At 46.9% G+C, this 20,559-nt stretch carries 19 protein-coding genes; 18 read left to right on the top strand and 1 reads right to left on the bottom strand.

Features of this window, described 5'->3' with window-relative positions; all coding sequences use genetic code 11:
• Positions 1-19 precede the first annotated feature (19 nt).
• The 15 genes from KNQ07_RS07905 to KNQ07_RS07835 all read left to right on the top strand — a co-directional run bounded on the left by KNQ07_RS07905 (position 20) and on the right by KNQ07_RS07835 (position 15,210).
• Entirely contained in the window at positions 20-2,077 is a 2,058-nt protein-coding gene (locus tag KNQ07_RS07905; protein ID WP_214765953.1) for an HD family phosphohydrolase, read from the top strand.
• Positions 2,074-2,550 (top strand): rRNA maturation RNase YbeY, encoded by a 477-nt coding sequence (ybeY, locus tag KNQ07_RS07900; protein ID WP_012369726.1) that lies wholly within the window; start codon positions 2,074-2,076, stop codon positions 2,548-2,550. The genes KNQ07_RS07905 and ybeY overlap by 4 nt, the downstream gene beginning before the upstream one ends.
• Entirely contained in the window at positions 2,547-2,897 is a 351-nt protein-coding gene (locus KNQ07_RS07895; protein ID WP_012369727.1) for a diacylglycerol kinase family protein, read from the top strand. The genes ybeY and KNQ07_RS07895 overlap by 4 nt, the downstream gene beginning before the upstream one ends.
• A 49-nt stretch (positions 2,898-2,946) precedes the next feature.
• Positions 2,947-3,345 carry a cytidine deaminase gene (locus tag KNQ07_RS07890; protein WP_012369728.1) on the top strand — a complete coding sequence of 133 codons (399 nt, stop codon included), beginning with the start codon at positions 2,947-2,949 and terminating at the stop codon, positions 3,343-3,345.
• Entirely contained in the window at positions 3,338-4,246 is a 909-nt protein-coding gene (gene era / locus KNQ07_RS07885; protein ID WP_012369729.1) for a GTPase Era, read from the top strand. Before KNQ07_RS07890 ends, era begins: the two co-directional genes overlap by 8 nt.
• Positions 4,247-4,249: 3 nt before the next feature.
• The gene (recO, locus tag KNQ07_RS07880; protein ID WP_214765951.1) at positions 4,250-4,999 is read left to right on the top strand and encodes a DNA repair protein RecO; all 750 of its coding nucleotides are present in this window, start codon (positions 4,250-4,252) and stop codon (positions 4,997-4,999) included.
• A 286-nt stretch (positions 5,000-5,285) separates the two neighbouring features.
• Positions 5,286-6,176 (top strand): glycine--tRNA ligase subunit alpha, encoded by an 891-nt coding sequence (gene glyQ / locus KNQ07_RS07875; protein WP_012369731.1) that lies wholly within the window; start codon positions 5,286-5,288, stop codon positions 6,174-6,176.
• On the top strand, positions 6,169-8,229 hold the full coding sequence (gene glyS / locus KNQ07_RS07870; protein ID WP_214765948.1) for a glycine--tRNA ligase subunit beta: 2,061 nt from the start codon (positions 6,169-6,171) through the stop codon (positions 8,227-8,229). The genes glyQ and glyS overlap by 8 nt, the downstream gene beginning before the upstream one ends.
• A 19-nt stretch (positions 8,230-8,248) precedes the next feature.
• Positions 8,249-8,878: a transcriptional regulator CcpN gene (gene ccpN, locus KNQ07_RS07865; protein ID WP_026828978.1), complete on the top strand. Its 630-nt coding sequence runs from the start codon at positions 8,249-8,251 to the stop codon at positions 8,876-8,878.
• A gap of 14 nt (positions 8,879-8,892) precedes the next feature.
• Positions 8,893-9,702: a pyruvate, water dikinase regulatory protein gene (locus KNQ07_RS07860; RefSeq protein WP_214765946.1), complete on the top strand. Its 810-nt coding sequence runs from the start codon at positions 8,893-8,895 to the stop codon at positions 9,700-9,702.
• A 137-nt stretch (positions 9,703-9,839) separates the two neighbouring features.
• On the top strand, positions 9,840-11,633 hold the full coding sequence (gene dnaG, locus KNQ07_RS07855; protein ID WP_214765944.1) for a DNA primase: 1,794 nt from the start codon (positions 9,840-9,842) through the stop codon (positions 11,631-11,633).
• Between the two features lie 34 nt (positions 11,634-11,667).
• Positions 11,668-12,753: an RNA polymerase sigma factor RpoD gene (gene rpoD, locus KNQ07_RS07850; protein WP_012369736.1), complete on the top strand. Its 1,086-nt coding sequence runs from the start codon at positions 11,668-11,670 to the stop codon at positions 12,751-12,753.
• A gap of 153 nt (positions 12,754-12,906) precedes the next feature.
• Positions 12,907-13,248, top strand: coding sequence for a cytochrome c550 (cccA, locus tag KNQ07_RS07845; RefSeq protein WP_012369737.1), 342 nt, complete (start codon positions 12,907-12,909; stop codon positions 13,246-13,248).
• 130 nt (positions 13,249-13,378) lie between these two features.
• A complete protein-coding gene (locus KNQ07_RS07840; protein WP_214765942.1) occupies positions 13,379-14,095 on the top strand; it encodes a tRNA (adenine(22)-N(1))-methyltransferase in 717 nt (238 codons plus the stop codon).
• Positions 14,095-15,210 carry a Nif3-like dinuclear metal center hexameric protein gene (locus KNQ07_RS07835; RefSeq protein WP_214765940.1) on the top strand — a complete coding sequence of 372 codons (1,116 nt, stop codon included), beginning with the start codon at positions 14,095-14,097 and terminating at the stop codon, positions 15,208-15,210. The genes KNQ07_RS07840 and KNQ07_RS07835 overlap by 1 nt, the downstream gene beginning before the upstream one ends.
• A gap of 41 nt (positions 15,211-15,251) precedes the next feature.
• On the opposite strand, the gene KNQ07_RS07830 is transcribed toward KNQ07_RS07835, so the two are convergent.
• Positions 15,252-16,199 carry a 4-hydroxy-3-methylbut-2-enyl diphosphate reductase gene (locus tag KNQ07_RS07830; RefSeq protein WP_131503963.1) on the bottom strand — a complete coding sequence of 316 codons (948 nt, stop codon included), beginning with the start codon at positions 16,197-16,199 and terminating at the stop codon, positions 15,252-15,254.
• A 144-nt stretch (positions 16,200-16,343) separates the two neighbouring features.
• Between KNQ07_RS07830 and KNQ07_RS07825 the strand changes: the two genes are divergently transcribed.
• From KNQ07_RS07825 to KNQ07_RS07815, 3 genes are all read left to right on the top strand, one after another.
• Positions 16,344-18,107: a sensor histidine kinase gene (locus KNQ07_RS07825; RefSeq protein ID WP_214765938.1), complete on the top strand. Its 1,764-nt coding sequence runs from the start codon at positions 16,344-16,346 to the stop codon at positions 18,105-18,107.
• Positions 18,104-19,057, top strand: a complete 954-nt coding sequence (locus tag KNQ07_RS07820; RefSeq protein ID WP_012369742.1) for a sugar ABC transporter substrate-binding protein — start codon at positions 18,104-18,106, stop codon at positions 19,055-19,057. Before KNQ07_RS07825 ends, KNQ07_RS07820 begins: the two co-directional genes overlap by 4 nt.
• A gap of 69 nt (positions 19,058-19,126) precedes the next feature.
• The gene (locus KNQ07_RS07815; RefSeq protein ID WP_012369743.1) at positions 19,127-20,479 is read left to right on the top strand and encodes a DEAD/DEAH box helicase; all 1,353 of its coding nucleotides are present in this window, start codon (positions 19,127-19,129) and stop codon (positions 20,477-20,479) included.
• Positions 20,480-20,559: the final 80 nt, after the last annotated feature.

The raw sequence follows: 20,559 nt of genomic DNA, 5'->3' as shown, positions 1-20,559 counted from the left end.
GTGGAAAGGAGACGAGCGGATGCGCAGAGTAGGTATGTGGATCAGTCTGCTGACACTGGCATTTTACATCATCGTGTCGACGATGATGTATGTCAGTGTCCGGCCTGAAGCCTTGGCAGTAGCTCCATTTTCGATTGCAGAAGAAGATATTCGATCGCCGTTGACGATGGAGGATCGAGAAGCAACCCGGTTACTAAAGGAAAACACGGTAGCCGCGATTGACAGTCAGTATACGATTAAGCAGGAATACGCGGCACAACAAATTGATAAAGTCGAACAGCTTTTTGCAAGTCTCAAAGGAATCAAAAAAGCAGAAGACATCGGTCAGATCAAACAACGTCTTCGCGGAACGGAAGCTGCAGATTTACTGCAAGACGATGAATTACGATTGCTTGCGACATCCTCTTCGTCTGTACGGACGACGACACGCGATGTCGTAATCACAGCGATTGAGGAAGCGATGCGTCAACGGATTTCTTCCGATGGCGGTGAAGTGGCGGAAGCACGGGAAAATGCGCGGCTCGATATTGAACGGTCTGCCTTGTCGTTTTCAATGAAGGCTGTCGGAAAAACATTGACGGATCAATTAATCGTGACGAATTATGTTTACGATCCAGCGAAAACAGAACAGTTGCGGAAGCAAACAAGTGATAAGGTGGAGCCGGTCTTGATTTCCGAAGGAGAAGTCATCGTCAAACGGGGGGAAGTCATTTCCCAGGATGCCTACCGCCAATTGCAACTCGTTGGTCTGATTTCTGATCGTCAATCACTGAAGCCTCTGTTCGGAACGTTGATTGTCAGTGCGCTGATGACGTTGCTGTTATTTGGATTCATCAGTCGCTCCAACTTACGTTATGCAAAGATGGGTAAAGTGAAATTATTCAGTTTGGTTTATTTAGTTGTTATTTTGCAACTCGTCGTGACGTACGGAATGGCCTTCTTGGCGGATGATATCAATCCGGCGCTTTATTTGCTTACGCCGACAGCATTTTCGGCATTAGTGTTACGCAACTTATTAAATGAGCGGATTGCATTATCGAGTACCCTGTTCATGGCACTGGCAGGAACTTTTTTCTACAGCACGAATCAGAATTTCAGTTTTAACATTGCGATTTACTTATTGGTCGGTGGACTGGTGGCGACCTACTTCCTGCGTTCGAGCTTGTCACGCCGGCGGATTTTCGTCAGCAGTTTGACGATTGCTTTAGCGAACGTAGCTGTTTTCCTCGCTTTTGTACTCATGCGCAGTGGACAGTTGGAAGTAAAAGAGACGTCGGTTTTAATAGGATTTGCCGTTGCCAGCGGTGTTTTCAGTGCCATCTTGGCAATCGGATTATTGCCGTTCCTTGAGATGACGTTCGGTATTTTAGCCCCGACACGTTTGTTGGAATTATTAAATCCGACCCATCCTCTGCTGAAAAAATTATTGGTCGAGGCTCCAGGAACCTATCATCACAGCATGATGGTCGCGAATCTTGCCGAGACGGCATGTGAAGCAATCGGCGCTGACGGCTTGCTCGCACGGGTCGGTGCATATTATCATGATTTAGGAAAAACGCGGCGTCCGCTCTATTTCATTGAAAATCAGCATGGTCTCAATCCGCATGACCGTCTGACGCCGCCCGAATCCGCCCGAGTCATTCTTGCCCATACCGATGACGGCGTGGAATTGCTTGAAGAAGCAAAAATACCGAGTGTTATTGTCGATATTTGCCGGGAACATCACGGAACGTCCTTACTCCGTTATTTTTACGTCAAGGCAACAGAACAAGGGGAAGTCAATGAAGCGGACTTCCGGTACTCAGGCCCGAAACCGCAAACACGTGAAGCGGCCGTGATCATGATTGTCGATTCCATCGAGGCGGCGGTCCGGTCCATGAAGTCTCCAACGGAATCAGGGATTCAGGAACTGGTCAAAAAAATCATCCGTGAAAAACTGCTCGATGATCAATTTTCGGACTGTGAAATGACGACACGTGATATTTACCGGGTCGGTGAGAGTGCCTGCCATACGTTATCCGGGTTATTCCATGAACGGATTGAATATCCTGAATTAAAGAAAGAGGAACTCAAATGAATATTTACATGACTGATGAAGGCAAATTGTTGACGGAAGAACAACTGAAATTAGTGGAAGCGATTTTAGTCTATACGGCAACAGAAGAAAAGATTGAAGCAAACAGTGAGCTATCCGTCACGTTCGTGACGAATGATGAGATTCAGCAAATCAATCGGGAATGGCGCGGGAAAGATCAAGCGACGGATGTCATCTCGTTTGCGATGGATGAGCTCGGAGAAGACGAGATTGATTTTGAATTGCTTGAAGATGAGCCTGTTGTTCTCGGCGATCTGATCATTTCAGTGGAACGCTGCCGTGAGCAGGCTGCGGAATACGGGAATCATTTTGAACGGGAACTTGGATTTCTCGCTGTTCACGGCTTCCTGCATCTTCTCGGTTACGACCATATCGAAAAAGCAGATGAAGACATCATGACGAAGCGTCAGGAGGAAATCCTGCATCACTTTGAACTGTACCGAGGAAAATTGTGAAGACGTGGTGGTTACCTTTCACCCATGCGATGAACGGGATTCGTCAGGCGGTGAAGGAAGAACGGCATATGAAAGTCCATTTTACGATTGGACTGATTGTCTTGGCGGTTGCCCTGTATTTACCGCTGACATGGATGGAACGGGCGATTTTATGTTTAACGATCGGTGCGGTTCTCAGTGCGGAAATGTTCAATACCGCCTTTGAGCGGACTGTCGATCTCGTTACGGAAGAATGGCACCCGCTTGCAAAAGCGGCAAAGGATATCGCAAGCGGAGCAGTTCTTGTGTTGGCGCTTACATCAGTTGCGATTGCACTATGCATCTTCGTTCCATATTTGGTACAATAAGAATCCGGCCTTTTTAGGCCAATACCGTTCCTAAAAGGGGAAAAATGACATGAAAACAGAACAATTACTCGAACAAGCTAAAATCGCACGCGAAAAAGCGTATGTTCCATATTCAAAGTTCCAAGTCGGAGCAGCTCTGCTCACGAAAGACGGACAGGTTTTCCATGGCTGTAATATCGAAAATGCAGCATATGGTCTTTGCAACTGTGCTGAGCGGACAGCAATCTTCTCAGCGTGGGCACAAGATGCACGGGAGTACGCAGCGATGGCTGTCGTAGCCGATACAGAAGGACCTGTCGCACCGTGCGGCCAATGCCGTCAAGTATTGTTTGAAATGTGTGACGCGGATATGCCGGTTTACTTGACGAACCTGACGGGTGACGTCACGGAAACGACGGTTGGTGCGCTCTTACCGGGTGCATTTACGAAGGGAGATCTTCATGTTTAAAGAAGGATTTAAATCAGGATTCGTTTCGATTATCGGTCGTCCAAACGTTGGGAAATCGACGTTCTTAAACCGAGTCATCGGACAAAAAATCGCCATCATGTCGGATAAGCCACAAACGACACGGAATAAGATTCAGGGTGTCTATACGACAGATGACGTGCAAACGATTTTCATCGATACACCGGGAATTCATAAACCGAAACATAAACTCGGAGACTTCATGATGAAAGTCGCGACGAATGCGTTACGCGAAGTCGACGCGATTCTCTTTATGATCAATGTGACGGAGCCGAAAGGAAAAGGCGACGAATTCATCATTGAGAAGTTAAAGGATTTGGATACACCGATCATCCTTGTCATGAACAAGGTTGACTTGATTCATCCGAATGATATTCCGCCGATCATCGAATCGTATCAAAATGAATTGAACTTCGCAGCAGTCGTTCCGATTTCTGCTCTTCAAGGTAATAACGTCGAACCATTGCTACAAGAAATCTCGAAGATTTTACCGGAAGGTCCGATGTATTATCCGGCGGATCAGATCACTGATCACCCGGAACGTTTCATCATTTCAGAAATGATTCGGGAGAAAGTCCTGCAAAAGACACGTGACGAAGTACCGCACTCGATTGCTGTCGCGATTGATCAAATCAAGACACGTGAAGATGGCAATATGGTCGATATTCACGCAACCATTTTGATCGAACGGGATTCACAAAAAGGAATCATCATCGGAAAACGCGGTGCCCTGTTAAAAGAAATCGGTTCAGAAGCCCGGACGGATATCGAGATGTTACTCGGAACGAAAGTTTACTTGAACCTGTGGGTGAAAGTTCAAAAAGACTGGCGCAATAAAGCCGGTCAATTGCGTGAACTTGGATTCCGCGACGACGAGTATTAAGCGATGATTGATAAGGCGGAAGGGCTTGTTTTACGGACGGTCGTGTATGGTGAATCGAATAAAATCATTACACTGTTAACGCGTGAATATGGCAAGCTCGCCGTCATGGCCCGTGGTGCTAAAAAACCCGGCAGCCGTTTTAACGCAGCGAGCCAGCCGTTCGTCCGAGCGATTTATGTCTACCCGCGTTCGCGGGGTCTCGGTCAATTGAAATCAGCAGATGTCATCACAGGGTATTCAAAGATTCGTCAGGACGTCTTTTTGATGGCTTATGCGATGTACCTCCTTGAACTGGCGGACAAAGCACTTGATGAACGGGTGCCGCAACCGGCACTGTATGATTTGTTCGTCGATGGTCTTGAGGCAATGGATGAAGGGCTCGATCCGGATGTCGTGTCCTTTATAGTGGAACTCCGCTTACTGAGTCATCTGGGAATCGCACCGCACTTAAACGGCTGTACGGTTTGCGGCAGTGTGGAAGCACCGTTCGCCTTCTCATTGAACCACGGTGGTTTGCTTTGCAGACGACACCGTCAGGAAGATGAACATGCTGTTTCTTTGACGGAATCCGTGGCCAAGATGCTGTATGTTTTTTCTGTGTATGATTTTTCCCGGATCGGGACAGTCGATGTGAAGCCGGAGACGAAACGTTTGTTGCGTCAAATCATGGATGCCTACATGGAACGGTACAGCGGACTCCGCCTCCGTTCAAAACGGGTTCTCGATCAATTGCTGAATCTTGGAGACGATTGACAGATACGCCGTACGTTCGGTAGAATAAGTGCGGAAGAACTAACTAAACGAACACGATGAGAAAAAGGAGTAACACCTGATGTTCAGTCAAGCGATTTCGGGATAGTGCGAGCCGGAAATGAAGCAGGTGTGAACGGCATTTTTGAGTGTTCCTGGTCAAAGAGTGGCATGCGGACGCATGCAAGTAGGGTGGAACCGCGGGCTCGTCTCGTCCCTATGTACAACCTTGTTGTACATAGGGACGTTTTTGCGTTCCCGCATAAATTTGGAGGTGGAAGTCTTGAAGATGACAGTACAGGAAATGATCTTAACACTGCAAAAATTTTGGGCTGAGCAAGGGTGCTTGACGATGCAGGCCTATGACGTCGAGAAAGGTGCCGGAACAATGAATCCGATGACATTTTTACGGAGTCTTGGACCAGAACCATGGAACGTCTGTTATACAGAACCATCACGGCGTCCGGCGGATGGACGTTACGGGGAAAATCCGAACCGTTTGTATCAACATCACCAGTTCCAAGTCATCATGAAGCCGTCGCCGGACAACATTCAGGAGCTGTACTTACAAAGTCTTGAACTGCTCGGGATTAATCCGCTTGAACATGATATTCGTTTCGTTGAAGACAACTGGGAAAACCCGACGTTCGGTGCAGCCGGACTCGGATGGGAAGTCTGGTTAAACGGAATGGAAATTACACAGTTCACATACTTCCAACAAGTCGGTGGGATTGAATGTAATCCGATTGCCGTTGAAATCACATACGGAATCGAACGCCTCGCGTCGTATATCCAGGATGTCGAAAGTGTCTTTGATTTGGTTTGGACAGACGGCTTTAAATACGGCGATATTTTCTATCAACCGGAATTCGAACATTCGAAGTACACGTTTGAGACATCGGATGTCGATCTCTTGTTCACATTGTTCGATCAGTATGAAAAAGAAGCGAACCGGGCACTCGATGAGAACCTGGTCTTCCCAGCGTATGACTACATCTTAAAATGTTCTCATACGTTTAATCTGCTGGATGCCAAAGGAGCGATTTCCGTTACGGAACGGACTGGGTTCATTCACCGCGTCCGGAACATGTCGCGCCGTTGTGCGCAAAGCTTCATCGAAGAACGGGAACGTCTAGGCTTCCCATTGATTAAATCGAAAGCTGGTGAATCGCATGCATGAGTTATTACTTGAAATCGGTCTTGAAGAAATGCCGGCCCGTTTTGTCTTACAATCCGAGACACAATTAAAAGAACGTGTGACGACATTTTTAAATGAAGCACGCATTACGTTCGATACGATTGAGTCGTTTTCAACTCCACGTCGTTTAGCCGTTCTCGTAACCGGAATGTCTGAACGTCAGACGGACTTAGAAGAGACGCTCAAAGGACCGGCGAAGCGGATTGCTCAGGATGAAGACGGCAACTGGACAAAAGCCGCACAAGGATTTGCGCGCGGTAAAGGTTTGACAACGGATGATCTGTTCCTTCAAGAAGAGAAGGGTGTCGAGTATATCTTCGCGACCCGCAAAGAGTCGGGACAAGAAACGGCAACACTTCTGCCGGGATTGAAACAAATCGTCGAAGCGATGTCGTTCCCGAAAAACATGCGTTGGAGCACACAATCGTTACGCTACATGCGTCCGATTCGTTGGATGATCGCCTTACTGGACGATCAAGTAATTCCGTTTGAAGTGGCAGATGTGGCAACCGGGCGGACGTCACGCGGACACCGTTTCCTCGGACAGGATATTACGATTTTACGACCGAACGCCTACGTCGAAGCGCTGGCGGGAGAACATGTTATCGCCAGTTATGAACAGCGTCGTCAGCTGATTGAAGAGCAAATTCAACAGCTCAGTGAACAAGAAGGCTTTGAAGTCCCGATTGATCCGGCGTTGCTTGAAGAAGTCACGAATCTCGTCGAATACCCGACAGCATTATTCGGAGCATTTGACGAAGCTTATCTCGAACTTCCGGAAGAAGTCCTCATTACGACGATGAAGGAACACCAGCGTTACTTCCCGGTTAAAAAAGACGGGACGTTACTCCATTATTTCGTTACGGTCCGTAACGGGAATGCGACACATATCGAGAATGTGGCCCGCGGAAATGAGAAAGTCATCCGGGCACGTCTTGCCGATGCCCAGTTCTTCTATGAAGAAGATAAAAAAGCCGACATCGATGCCCAGGCAGCGCGACTTGATAAAATCGTCTTCCATGAAAAACTTGGAACGACAGGTGAAAAAGTTCGTCGTGTGCGTGAGATGGCTTTACAGTTGGCGGAACGATTTAATGCCAATTCGACGAAAGTCGAGCGGGCGGGAACGATTTATAAATTCGATCTTGTCAGCCAGATGGTATATGAATTTACAGAACTGCAAGGGATGATGGGCGAACGTTACGCCAACATGAAAGGCGAAGACGTTGAAGTCGCGGCAGCAATCCGGGAACATTACTTACCGCGCTTTGCCGGAGATGAAAGTCCAAGCACACCAACCGGTACGGTATTAGCCGTTCTTGACAAAATGGACAGTGTGGCCGGCTTCTTCGGTGTCGGTATGATTCCAAGCGGTTCTGCTGATCCGTATGCCTTACGCCGCCAGGCACAAGGAATCGTTCAGATTCTTTCGGACCGTCAGATTGAGATGACGTTGTCGGAGCTGATTGATTTCGTCGTATCTGCTCAATTAAAAGCAGGTCTTTATCAAGCAGATGCAGAAACAGTTAAAGCAGCAATGGAAGACTTCTTTAATCAGCGTTTGAAGTTCCGCCTGTCGGAAAAAGGATATCGTCATGATGTCATCGAAGCGGCTCTTGATCCGAAGCTTACGGTCGAAGCCAATGAAAAACGGGCATCGATGCTTGAACAGGCCACACAACAACCAACCTTTAAGAAGACCGTGGAGCAACTCAGCCGTGTCTTAAACATCTCGAAAAAAGCCGAAACGGTTGTTGCAGTAAACCCGGCGCTCTTTGAAAATGATGCCGAACGTGACTTGCATGAACAAATCGAGCAACTGATTCCGAAAGTCGAAGCCGCTGTACAAGCTTCTGACTATGACCAGGCGATTCAAGTCCTTGAATCGAGTGTTCCGGCCATCACGGCTTATTTTGACGGAACGATGATCATGGCGGATGACGAAGCAGTTCGCACGAATCGTCTCAGCGAGATGAAACGATTTGCGACGGCAATCGAACAAGTCGCACGATTCAATGCACTCACTTTAGTGTGAATAAAGGACGGATGAGCCGATGAAGTTAAATGAACGGCAGAAAAAAATACTCCAAATCGTCAAAGAAAACGGTCCGATCACAGGAGAGCAGATTGCATCTGAACTCTCCTTGACACGGGCGACCCTGCGTCCGGACTTATCCATTTTGACGATGACTGGAATGCTGGAAGCACGTCCACGCGTCGGTTATATGTATGTCGGTAAAAAAAATACCTCCATGTTACATGAAAAATTGGATACGTTGACCGTTGGCGAATTCATGTCTTCTGCGAAAGTCATTCATGAAGGGATGACGGTTTATGATGCGATCGTCCATTTGTTCCTCGAAGACGTCGGTTCGTTGTTCGTCGTCGGAAAAGATCATGCGTTAGTCGGTGTCCTGTCACGTAAAGATTTTTTACGGGCGGCAATCGGGAATCAGGAGTTGGACTCGTTACCGGTTAACATCATCATGACACGGATGCCGAATCTGACGGTTTGTGAGAAATCAGAGACGTTGATTGGAGCAGGGATGAAACTCATCGAAAAACAGATCGATTCCATGCCGGTCGTCGAACAGGTCGACGGGATCTTAAAAGTCGTCGGACGGATGACAAAGACGAACATGACGAAAGTATTGGTCGCGTTGGCACGAGATGAAGAACTTTAAGAGGAGGTTCGCAGATGAGACAACGTATTTATGTAGTGAGTGACTCGGTCGGTGAGACGTGTGAACTGGTCGTGCGGGCAGCAGCGATCCAGTTTCCGGAGCAAGCGATTGAAACGGTCCGGATTCCATTCGTGGACGACGATCAGGTCATTTACGATTTAGTGTTACATGCAAAAGAAGAGCGGGCGACAATCGTCTACACGATCGTTCATGCCACCCATCGCCGGCTTCTTGCGGAAACAGCACAAGCGCATCAAGTTAAGGCAATCGATTTACTCGGACCGTTACTGGATACGATGGAGGGGCGTCTCGGGATGCAACCGAAAGAAGAACCAGGACTGATTTATCGGTTGGATGAAGAGTATTTCCGGAAAATTGAAGCCGTTGAATTTGCCGTGAAATATGATGACGGTCGCGATCCGCGCGGCATCAAACGGGCGGATATCGTTCTGATTGGTGTATCACGCACCTCGAAGACCCCGCTCTCTCAGTACTTGGCGCTGAAACGGTATAAAGTGGCGAATGTACCGCTCGTTCCGGAATCGATTCCACCGGAAGAACTGTTTGATATTCCAAAAGAAAAATGTTTTGGATTATTGATTTCTCCAGAGAAGTTGATTGATATCCGGATGGAACGGCTGCGGTCGCTTGGACTGAAACCGGAAGCGGCGTACGCACAGATGGATCGAATCAACCGTGAACTCGATTATGCGAAAAAACTGTATGACCGGATCGGCTGTCAAGTCATCGATGTGACGAACAAAGCGGTTGAGGAAACGGCGAATCTCATTTTGACAGGAATTTCCGGCAAATCACATGACTAGTAAAGTATGGTTTCACGTAGTATACTAATCTAGCTGCTTAATGAGATGATGCAAATTTTCTAATGAAACGGAACGAGTATTCGTTCCGTTTCATTGCGGGTATATGTATATAAACGTTCGAAAGGAGAGGTGACCAATTGAAACGGCTTCCTGACGAATTGGTTGACCAAGTCCGACAAGCAACGGATATCGTTGAATTGATATCAGAACGTGTAGAATTAAAAAAACAAGGGAATCGTTATTCAGGGTTATGTCCATTTCACTCTGAAAAATCCCCTTCTTTTTCTGTTTCTCCGGATAAAGGCATGTATTATTGTTTCGGATGTGGAGCGGGTGGAAACGCCATTACTTTTGTCATGGAGACGGAAGGGATGAGTTTTCCGGAAGCGGTCGTCAAGCTGGCGGATCGAACAGACATCAAGTTACCGGAATTTGAACGGTCTGATCAAACGGAGTCAACACCCGATCAGGAAAAGAAATACCGAATGCGGGAAGCGCACCGGATTGTGGCGGATCTGTACCATGAAGTCATGTTGCAGACAGCCGCTGGTGACGCCGGAAGAGAATACCTTGAACAGCGGGGCATCCAAGAATCCGCGATGCGGGAGTTTAAACTCGGTTACGCACCAGATCAAGGCCGGTTTACGGTGGATTCATTGGCACGGCGTAACTTCGACTTGGATGAGATGGTCGAAGCAGGACTGATTTCTATAGGCAGAGATGGCGATTACCGCGATCGATTCAACGGACGGGTCGTATTTCCAATTTCAGATCGTGATGGCACGATTGTTGGATTCAGTGGTCGCTCCATTGACGGAAGAGACCCGAAATATGTCAATACAGCGGAAACCCCTCTTTTTAATAAAAGCGAATTGCTGTTTGGTTTCGCACAGGCGCGTGGTGCCATGCGAAAAAATAAGCAAGTTGTGTTGGTGGAAGGGAATTTAGATGTTGTACGTGTCGCTCAAGCGGGTATACCCTATACGGTAGCTTCTCTCGGGACGGCACTGACTCCTGTACATGCTCAAAATTTAGGGAGAATCGTCGATGAAGTCATAGTTTGTTATGATGGAGACAAAGCGGGACGTGCCGCGACACTAAAAGCATTACGCTTATTAGAGGATGTTGCGGTCGATTGTTCTGTGATTCGTCTTCCGGATGGAGAAGACCCCGATTCTTTTATCGGCGCACAATCGGAAGAGACCTTTCTTCGTGTCATCGAGCAGGAACGGATTTCAAGCCTTGAATTCAAATCTTTTTATTTTCGCCAAGGAAAAAACCTTCGATTAGAAGGAGAACGGGTCCGTTATATTGAAACTATGCTTGAGGAGATTGGTCGAACGTCCAATCCATTGTTACGCGATATCTATTTAGGGAAACTGGCGGAAGAGTTTCACTTGTCGAAAGAATCCCTGTTGTCGCAAGTTAAGCCGTTGCAACTGCAACAAGCTAAACCGAAACAAGAGCGGCGGCAAGAGACGCAAGTCGTGACCTCTTCTCCTCAAGACCGGACCTTCTCGAATTGGAAACGAGCTGAACGTTTTCTGCTTGCTTATATGATTCGTTCCGAGGAAGTGGGTCTTGAGGTACGTGATCAGCTTGGTGTGGCGTTTAATGATCCGGCTCATCAGTTGATTGCAGGGAAACTATATGAATTTTACGGAACAAACACCCCAGCGGATCCCGATCGTTTCCTGACGATGCTCCACGATGCATCGCTTCAGCGGATCGTGGCGGATCTAGAGTTTATGTTAATGCCGGAATACGATCCGGATTTATTGAGTCATTATATTCGTGCCGTTCAAAATGAACGACAACGACGGACGCTGGACGAAGAAAAGTCACAGTTAAGTCAACAAACAGATATCCGTGCTCAAGCGGAGCTAATGCAGGCGATCATCGAACGGAAACGGCGTTTGAAAGATCGATGACCTGTTGCATGATGTGGAAGGAGTGTATGGTTCGATGGCAGAAAAAGCAAGATCAGAAGCAGAAATACTCCGTCTCGCGAAGGATGAACTAATCGCGCTCGGACACAAGAATGGTGAACTATCGCATCAAAAAATCGAGGATAAACTCAGTTCGTTTGAATCGATGGATGCACAACAATTCGAAGAATTCCTTCAACTGCTCGAAACTGAAGGCATCAAGGTCAACAATGACGGAACGGGTGATGACAAGGAAGAAGCGGATTTAAACGATCTTTCGGTCCCACCGGGCGTCAAAATTAATGACCCGGTCCGGATGTACTTGAAAGAAATCGGCCGTGTCGATCTGTTGAATGCAGAAGATGAAGTCGAACTCGCAAAACGAATCGAACAGAATGATGAAGAAGCCAAGAAGCGTTTAGCGGAAGCGAACTTACGCCTTGTCGTTTCGATTGCGAAGCGTTATGTCGGTCGCGGCATGCTGTTCCTTGATTTGATCCAAGAAGGAAACATGGGACTGATCAAAGCAGTTGAAAAGTTTGACTATACAAAAGGCTATAAATTCTCGACGTATGCGACCTGGTGGATTCGTCAGGCAATCACACGTGCAATTGCCGACCAAGCACGGACGATCCGGATTCCGGTTCATATGGTTGAAACGATCAACAAACTGATCCGTGTCCAACGTCAGTTACTTCAGGATTTAGGACGTGAACCGACTCCGGAAGAGATTTCGAAAGAAATGGAAATCACACCGGAAAAAGTACGCGAGATTTTGAAGATTGCACAAGAACCGGTATCGCTCGAGACACCAATCGGGGAAGAGGACGATTCACATCTCGGAGACTTCATCGAAGACCAAGATGCGACAGCTCCTCAAGATGCGGCTGCGTATGAGTTGTTAAAAGAACAGCTTGAAGATGTCCTCGATACGTTGACGGACCGTGAAGAAAATGTCTTGCGCCTTCGTTTTGGTCTAGACGATGGTCGGACGCGGACACTTGAAGAAGTCGGGAAAGTATTTGGCGTTACACGTGAACGGATTCGTCAGATTGAGGCGAAAGCGTTACGGAAATTACGTCATCCAAGTCGTTCAAAACGTCTAAAAGATTTCCTTGATTAATTCAAAGTGTGAAGAAAATATGAAATTTTAGTGAGAAGGGAGAAAAAGTTTTGTTTTTTTCTTCCTTCTCTGTTTTTTTTACAGTAGAATAGTAACGGGGAATACCATTCAGTCACCAACTTGGTTGGGTAGAGAATATGGGGGGGAATCCAAATGCGTAATCCGTTAGTACCGTTCGCATCGATTGCGATCATCGCCATCATCGCCATGATTTCATTGTCATACTTTGGGGTCGATCAGGTAAAACAAGCTGAAAAAGGTCCATCAACAGCTGAAATGAAGCCGGAAGATCTGTTTGCATCTAAAGGATGTACCGGATGCCACGGTGGAAATCTTGAAGGTGGAGTCGGTCCGAACTTAACAAAGATCGGTTCGAAGCTGAAAGAAGAAGAAATTAAAGAAATCGCTATGAACGGTAAAGGGCAAATGCCTGGCGGTCTTGCGAACGACGAAGAAGCCGCTGCTTTAGCAAAATGGCTTGCTGCAAAGAAATAAGCGAATCAACATCCGTCTCTTCTCCGAGATGGATGTTTTTTTGTGGTGATTTTAATCAAGTCGACGGTTTCTTTTTTTCGCCAAGTCCGCTATTTTTAAATGAGAACATGAATCAGGAAGGATGAAAGACATGCAAACGAACGTCATACTCGATCAACGTTTACAAAAGGTTGTATCTTATATTCCACAAGGGGCGGTACTCGCGGACATCGGATCCGATCATGCTTTTGTGCCTTGCTACTGTCTCCAACAAAACTTGATTGAACGCGCGATTGCCGGTGAAGTCAACGTCGGACCGATGGAAGCGGCGCAAGGACAGGTTGCGCTTGTCCAATTGGAAGATAAAATCGATGTCCGCCTTGGGAGTGGTCTGACGGTCTTGACACCGGGAGAAGTGACGGCGGTAACGATTGCCGGAATGGGCGGTACGTTGATTGCTTCGATTTTGGAAGAAGGTAAAAATCACTTATCCGGAGAAGAACGGCTGATTCTCCAACCGAATGTTGATGCGGTCGATGTACGGAAATGGTTGCTCGCGAACGGCTATGCTCTGCTTTCGGAAGCAATTGTTAAAGAAAATGAGAAAATTTATGAAATTCTTGTCGCAGAAAAAGGAGAAGAATCTTTATATTCGGACGATAGCAAACAGCGGGACTGGGAATTGTATTTTGGTCCGCAATTGACACGGGAAAAAGCACCAGCATTTATTGAAAAGTGGCAGACGGAACAGCAAAAGCGGCAATACATCTTGGAACAGATGCAACGCGGAAATGATTCGGACGTCTTACAGGAGAAAATGGCGAACATCGAACGGCTGATTGAAAAAATGAAAGAGGTGACGAACTGATGGCAAACGGTCAACAAGTCATCGAACAATTTGAGACATTTGCGCCGAAAAAATTTGCCTTTGAAGGCGATCCGATTGGCTTACAAATTGGAACACTTAACAAAAAGGTCAAGCGGGTCCTTGTTACGTTAGATGTGCTTGAATCTGTCGTGGACGAAGCAATTGAAAAACAAATCGATTTGATCATTGCCCATCATCCGCCGATTTTTAGCAAATTACCAAAAGTGACAGATCAATCAGCAGCGGGTCGTATCGTCATGAAATGTATCAAACACGACATCGCTGTCTACGCCGCCCATACAAACCTGGATGTCACACAAGGCGGCGTGAATGATCTGATGGCAACGGCATTAGGACTCACGGATACAACGGTTCTCGTTCCGTCATTCGAAAACACCCTCTATAAACTCGTTGTCTTCGTTCCTGAATCTGCCGTGGAAGAGGTCTCGAAAGCGTTAGGGCGAGCAGGAGCAGGCCATATCGGAGCATACAGCGATTGTCAGTTCCATACGACGGGAACCGGACAATTTAAAGCAACGGCGGAAGCGAATCCGTATGTAGGACAACCGGGCCAACTGGAACATGTCAAAGAAGTGCGGATTGAAACGATTGTCACGGAATTAAACCAAAAGCAGGTCATTCGGGCAATGAAACAAGCTCATCCGTACGAGGAAGTTGCGTATGACGTGATACGTCAAGAGCTTACAGCTCCGTCTCTCGGACTCGGACGGATTGGTCGGTTAGAAGAAGCTGTTCCGTTGAAGACGTTTGCCGAGCAGGTACGATCAGCTTTTGGCGTCGAGAACTTACGGTTTGTCGGGGATGAGAATCGATTGGTTCAAAAAGTGGCAGTATTAGGAGGAGACGGCAATAAATATGTTTCGACGGCAGCCTTTGCCGGAGCAGATGTATTGGTGACGGGTGATTTATATTTCCATGTCGCACACGATGCAATGGCACTCGGGCTTGCCGTAGTTGATCCCGGCCACCATGTCGAGTCGGTCATGAAACAGGGTGTCGTTGACCTGCTGACAGAACGGTTTGAAAAACAGAACATCAAAGGTGTCGAATTGTTTGTGTCAGAGACGAATACAAATCCGTTTCAATTCCTATGAAAAAAGATTCCCGACCGTCAAATACGGTCGGGAATCTTTTTTTAAAGAATTTTAACTTTTGGTAAGATACGGCGCAGTTCGAGGAATGGCGTCTTATCATGTGTGCTGATATCGGCAGGATCATACTGTTGTAAGAAGTCGATGACTTTTTTAGTGATCGGCGTCGGCGTTGAAGCACCAGACGTTACACCGACCTGGTTGACTCCGTCGAGCCACGATAGATCGAGTTCCGTTAAATCACCGATCCGGTGAGCCGGCGTTGCGGCAATATCGAATGAAACTTGTGCCAAGCGATTCGAGTTGTTGGAACGCGGATCGCCGACGACGATGACGAGATCGCAATCACCGGCTTGTTCGGCAACAGCTTCCTGCCGGACTTGCGTCGCATTACAAATTTCATTGTGTACTTCGACGTGCGGATACTTTTTACGGACGTGTTCCATTAATGCCTGAACGTCCCATTGGCTCATCGTCGTTTGGTTCGTCACGATGATTTTTTTGTCGGCCAGGTGAGCCGGCAACGCTTCGATGTCTTCGACTTTTTCAATCAAGTGAACATGTTCCGGTGCGACACCAACGGCGCCTTCCGGTTCCGGGTGACCGTGTTTGCCGACATAAATGACTTCATAATCATCCGCGACGACAGTGCGGATCAAGTCATGTGTCCGGGTGACGTCCGGACACGTCGCATCGACGACAGTCAGTTTTTTCTCGGCAGCGCGGGCATAGACAGCCGGCGAAATCCCGTGTGCTGTAAAGATGACGGTTCCTTCTTTGATGGTTTCGAGTGCTTCCAAGCGGTCGGGACCGTCTACGGTCAACACACCCATCCGTTCGAATTCACGCGTGACGTGTGCATTATGGACAATCATGCCCAGGATATGAATTGGTCGTGGCAAGTTATCGTTTAGTGCAGCTTGTTGAGCAAGCTTCATTGCATCAACAACACCGTAACAATAACCACGGGGACTGATTTTTTTAACAAGCATAGTCTAAATTCTCCTTTTGTATGGAAAGAATGATTATTTAGAGTGTACCATTGATTCAAGTTGAATGAAAATAGAGGAGTCTGCCGAAAGAGAATATCATGATATACTAATTGAGTTGTCTAGAAATAAGGGAGGGGTGAAAAGATGGAGACGAAAAAGATGATGCGGTCCTATTTTTTCCAAATCACGGCTGTTTTATTTATTCTTATTTGTCTTGTCATCTCGGCACTTGCCTTTACAGCAGACCGTGTCACGATTTCGCGAGTCGAACAGCAGACAGAAAAACAGAGTGAAAAAAGTGTCGAAGTCTCAAGTAATGCATTACGAGACAGCGTCGGGAACTTACATGAAAAAATTATGAGCCTTCAATTAAATGTCACGAATATGGACAATCTTGATCGAGCCATCCGTGATACGAATTTGCTGGATATCGATACCGGATTTAAGAGTTTCTTTTATTATGACCGTAAAACGGATAAAATCACCTGGTTTTCGAGTGAAGACCGGCGTATTCCGGATGCGGATATTCGCCGGGATGATTCTTTTTTACAAGCTTTGACGAGCACGGATTTTCATATGAGTCCGCGGTATGACATAGCGAACGATTCTCTGACGTATATGTATGTTTCTGTTCGAAACGGCAATGAGCGGGTCGGGGTCTTCGGCGGCGGACTCAGTCTCATGAATTCCATCGTTTTTCGCAACTCACTGGAATCATTTGATGATGATACGATGGCTTATTTATTCAACAGTCAGGGAGAGCCGCTCGCAACCTCGAAAAATCTTGTGACCGATCAAGAGCGTCTGTTGAGTCAAAGTGTGGTTGACCGGGCTTTTAAAAGTACAAAGCCATACGAAATCTTTAGTACGAATAAAGATATGTACTATTTCGCACGTGATTTGAAAGTGACGGATTGGAAGATATTAGTACGGACACCTCGGAGTGTCTTTTATGAACCGGTGTATACGACGCGGCAACAATATTTGGTCATTGCGGCACTCACGCTGGTCCTGAGTCTGATTGTCGGGTATTTGATATCCCGTCAACTGACCGCACCTCTATTGGAACTTGTTCAAAAAATCGAAAAAAGTACTACGCCTCAACCGATCACTTTGGAGCGATCCGGTTCCAATGAAATCAAGACGTTGGTTTCCGCCTACAACGAGTATGCGCAACGGATGGAACATGCGCGGGTTGAACAGTTGAGTCAGCAACAGGTTATCTTACATCAGGAGAAACTGGCCTCACTCGGACAACTGGCCGCAGGAATTGCGCATGAAATCCGCAACCCGTTGACACCGGTCAAGATGGCGTTGCAACTGCTGTCGGAAGAAAAACAAAATAATCCGGATATGATGGATATCGCCTTGTCCGAACTGGACCGGGCCAATCAGTTGATCCAGACGATGCTCGATTTATCCAAAAATGATAAAACGACGCTGGCGATGGCACAGATTGATATGAAAAAAATGATGGAAAAGTTAACGTTTATCCTCGAATCGAAATCGCACCCTTACGAAGCGGACTGTAAGATTTATACACCGGCACATATGCCGCCGTTGTATGCTTCGGAAAACGGATTGTTGCAAGTGTTATCGAATTGTATCGGAAACGCACTGGATGCCGTCGAATCAAAAGGAACGGACGGAATTTGTCACGTTCACCTTCATGTCTATCCGGATCAGTTTGTGTTTATCGTCCAGGATAATGGTGTCGGAATGGACGAATATCAGATTCAGATGCTCGGTCAGGCGTTCAATACGTCGAAGATTAATGGCAATGGGTTAGGGTTGTTCATGTCCAATCAAATCGTCCGTCAGCATAACGGGCGAATCGAAGTCGACAGCAAGATGGGCGTCGGTACGACCGTACAACTCTTTTTCCCGAGACGGGAGGAGCAGGCATGAGGTTCAATAAGTCCTGGTTGTTGGTCTTAATCATTTGGATTGCATCCGTCCTCGTCATTTCCAATCTATTTGTCCAAAAGGAAACCAGTCCTAAACGGAATATCGTCGGATTTACGATTGTTAACGACAAACATGAATTTGCACAGCGGTTGATCAATGCCTTTAAAGCGGAAGCGAAAGCAAATAAATATGAAGCACTAGTAGCGACGTCACAAAATTCCCGAATCAGTGAACGGGAACAGATTTTAGAGTTCGTTCATTTGAAGGTCGATGCCATCTTCATCACGACACTCGATGATGTTTATATCGGAAGTGCGATTGAAGAAGCCAAGAAAGCAGGGATTCCTGTATTTGCGATCGATCGCATGATTCGCTCGGATGCGGTCGTCAGTTCGATTACCTCCAATAATCAAATGATCGGAGAACAACTGGCTTCCTATATTAAGAATGAGTTGATTAAGCAGACCGGTCGATCAACGGGGCGTATCGTTGAAATTACAGGTACGGCAAATGTCTATACGACAAACGAACGACACCGGGGATTCTTGAAAGGAATCGAAAATGAGCCGACACTTTCCATCGTCGATTCGGTCAGCGGAAACTACGATCCGGTCACATCCGAACGTGTCATGCGGCAAGTAATTGACTCCGGAATTCCGTTTGATGCAGTCTACTGTCACAATGACGATATTGCGATGGGTGTCCTCGAAGCATTGAAAAAAGCAAAGATTTCCGGAAAAATAGTTGTCGGAATCGATGGGAATCGTGCTATATTAGAAGCTGTTGACATGAAATCGATGGACGCAACAGTCGTCCAGTCCGCTGAAGAGATGATGAAAGTCGCCTTCAGCGCGTTGAAGCTTCATACGAAAAACAAAAAAATTCCCGATCGTTTCTATACGTATTCATATTTGTATGACGGTAGTAGACCAATACCCATGTTGAACTAAAGAAATAGATGGTGAAGGCGGACGATTCGCCTTTAATTGTTAAAGAGTAGAGAAAGGATGGTGACAAATATGAATGGATTCAGCCATTTCGATTTGCACCCGTTCGTCGTCGAAGCACTCGAAGACGCACGTATTAAAAAACCAACCGATATTCAATCCCGGATCATTCCGGCAGCGCTCAAAGGGCGGGATATCATTGGACAATCACAGACAGGGACAGGGAAAACATTATCGTTCCTCTTGCCGATCGTCCAAAATGTCAATCCGGAGCTTCAGGAAATGCAAGCCATCATCGTTGCGCCAACGCGCGAACTGGCTTGGCAAATTCACGAGGAATTGAAATCGATCCTCGTCAAACAACCGGATTACATCAAGACAAGCCTGATCACAGGCGGCATGGACCGTGAACGTCAAATCGGGCGTGTCAAAGTCTCACCGCAAATCGTCATCGGAACACCGGGACGAATTTTGGATCTCTTTAAAGAGCAAGCTTTGAAACCACACTTCGTCAAACACTACATCATCGATGAAGCGGATCAGATGCTTGATATGGGATTCTTGCCGGAAGTCGACCGGATTGCTCAAGCACTTCCTGAGAAGTTACAGATGATGGTCTTCTCTGCGACGATTCCGGAAAAACTGCAACCGTTCCTGAAAAAGTACATGAACAATCCGCGTTATGCACACGTCGATCCAAAACAACAGACGGCGAAAAAAATCGTTCATCATACGGTTCCGGTCAAACACCGCGATCGTTCTGATTTGACGTTGAAACTGGCGAAAGCTCTTAATCCGTATATCTGTCTCGTCTTTACGAACACAAAAACGGAAGCAATCGAACTCGAAGCTCTCTTCCTTGAAGCGGGACTCAACGTCGGTTCGCTTCATGGTGACTTACCGGCCCGCCGTCGGAAACAAGCCATCAAAGAAATCAACGAAGCGAAATATCAGTACGTCATCGTAACGGATCTCGCTGCTCGTGGTATCGATATCTCAGGCGTTTCCCACGTCATCAACCACGGGATTCCGAAAGATCTCGACTTCTACGTTCACCGTGTCGGTCGGACGGGTCGTGTCGATCAGGACGGATTGGCTTACACTTTATTTGAAGATCACGAAAATGGTTCGATCAACCGTCTCGAAGACCGCGGCATCGAGTTCATCAACGTTGATGTCAAGAGTGGTCAAGTCAGCGAAGTGAAAGAACGCCGTCGTGCTAAACCACACATGAAGACAGCCGTTTCGAAAACAGCCCACAGCCGTTTATCCGGTGAAGCGGCAAAAGCGAAAAAACGTGTCAAACCAGGCTACAAAAAGAAACACCAATATAAACTGAAAGAAACAGCAAAACGCGAACGGATCAAGGAACAACGTGGAATCGGACGCGCTGAACGTAAAGCAAACGCAAGTAAAAACAAATAATCCGTTTTCGGCGTTCAAGTTGAAGCTGAACGGTTTGAACAAAGTCTGCGATGTCATTCGTGGACTTTGTTTTTTAGTAT

The organism is Exiguobacterium sp. s145 (genome assembly GCF_018618835.1).
GTDB classification, from domain to species: domain Bacteria; phylum Bacillota; class Bacilli; order Exiguobacteriales; family Exiguobacteriaceae; genus Exiguobacterium_A; species Exiguobacterium_A artemiae.
Note: the sequence above shows the minus strand (reverse complement) of the source record. Positions and strands in the feature narration are given on the sequence as shown.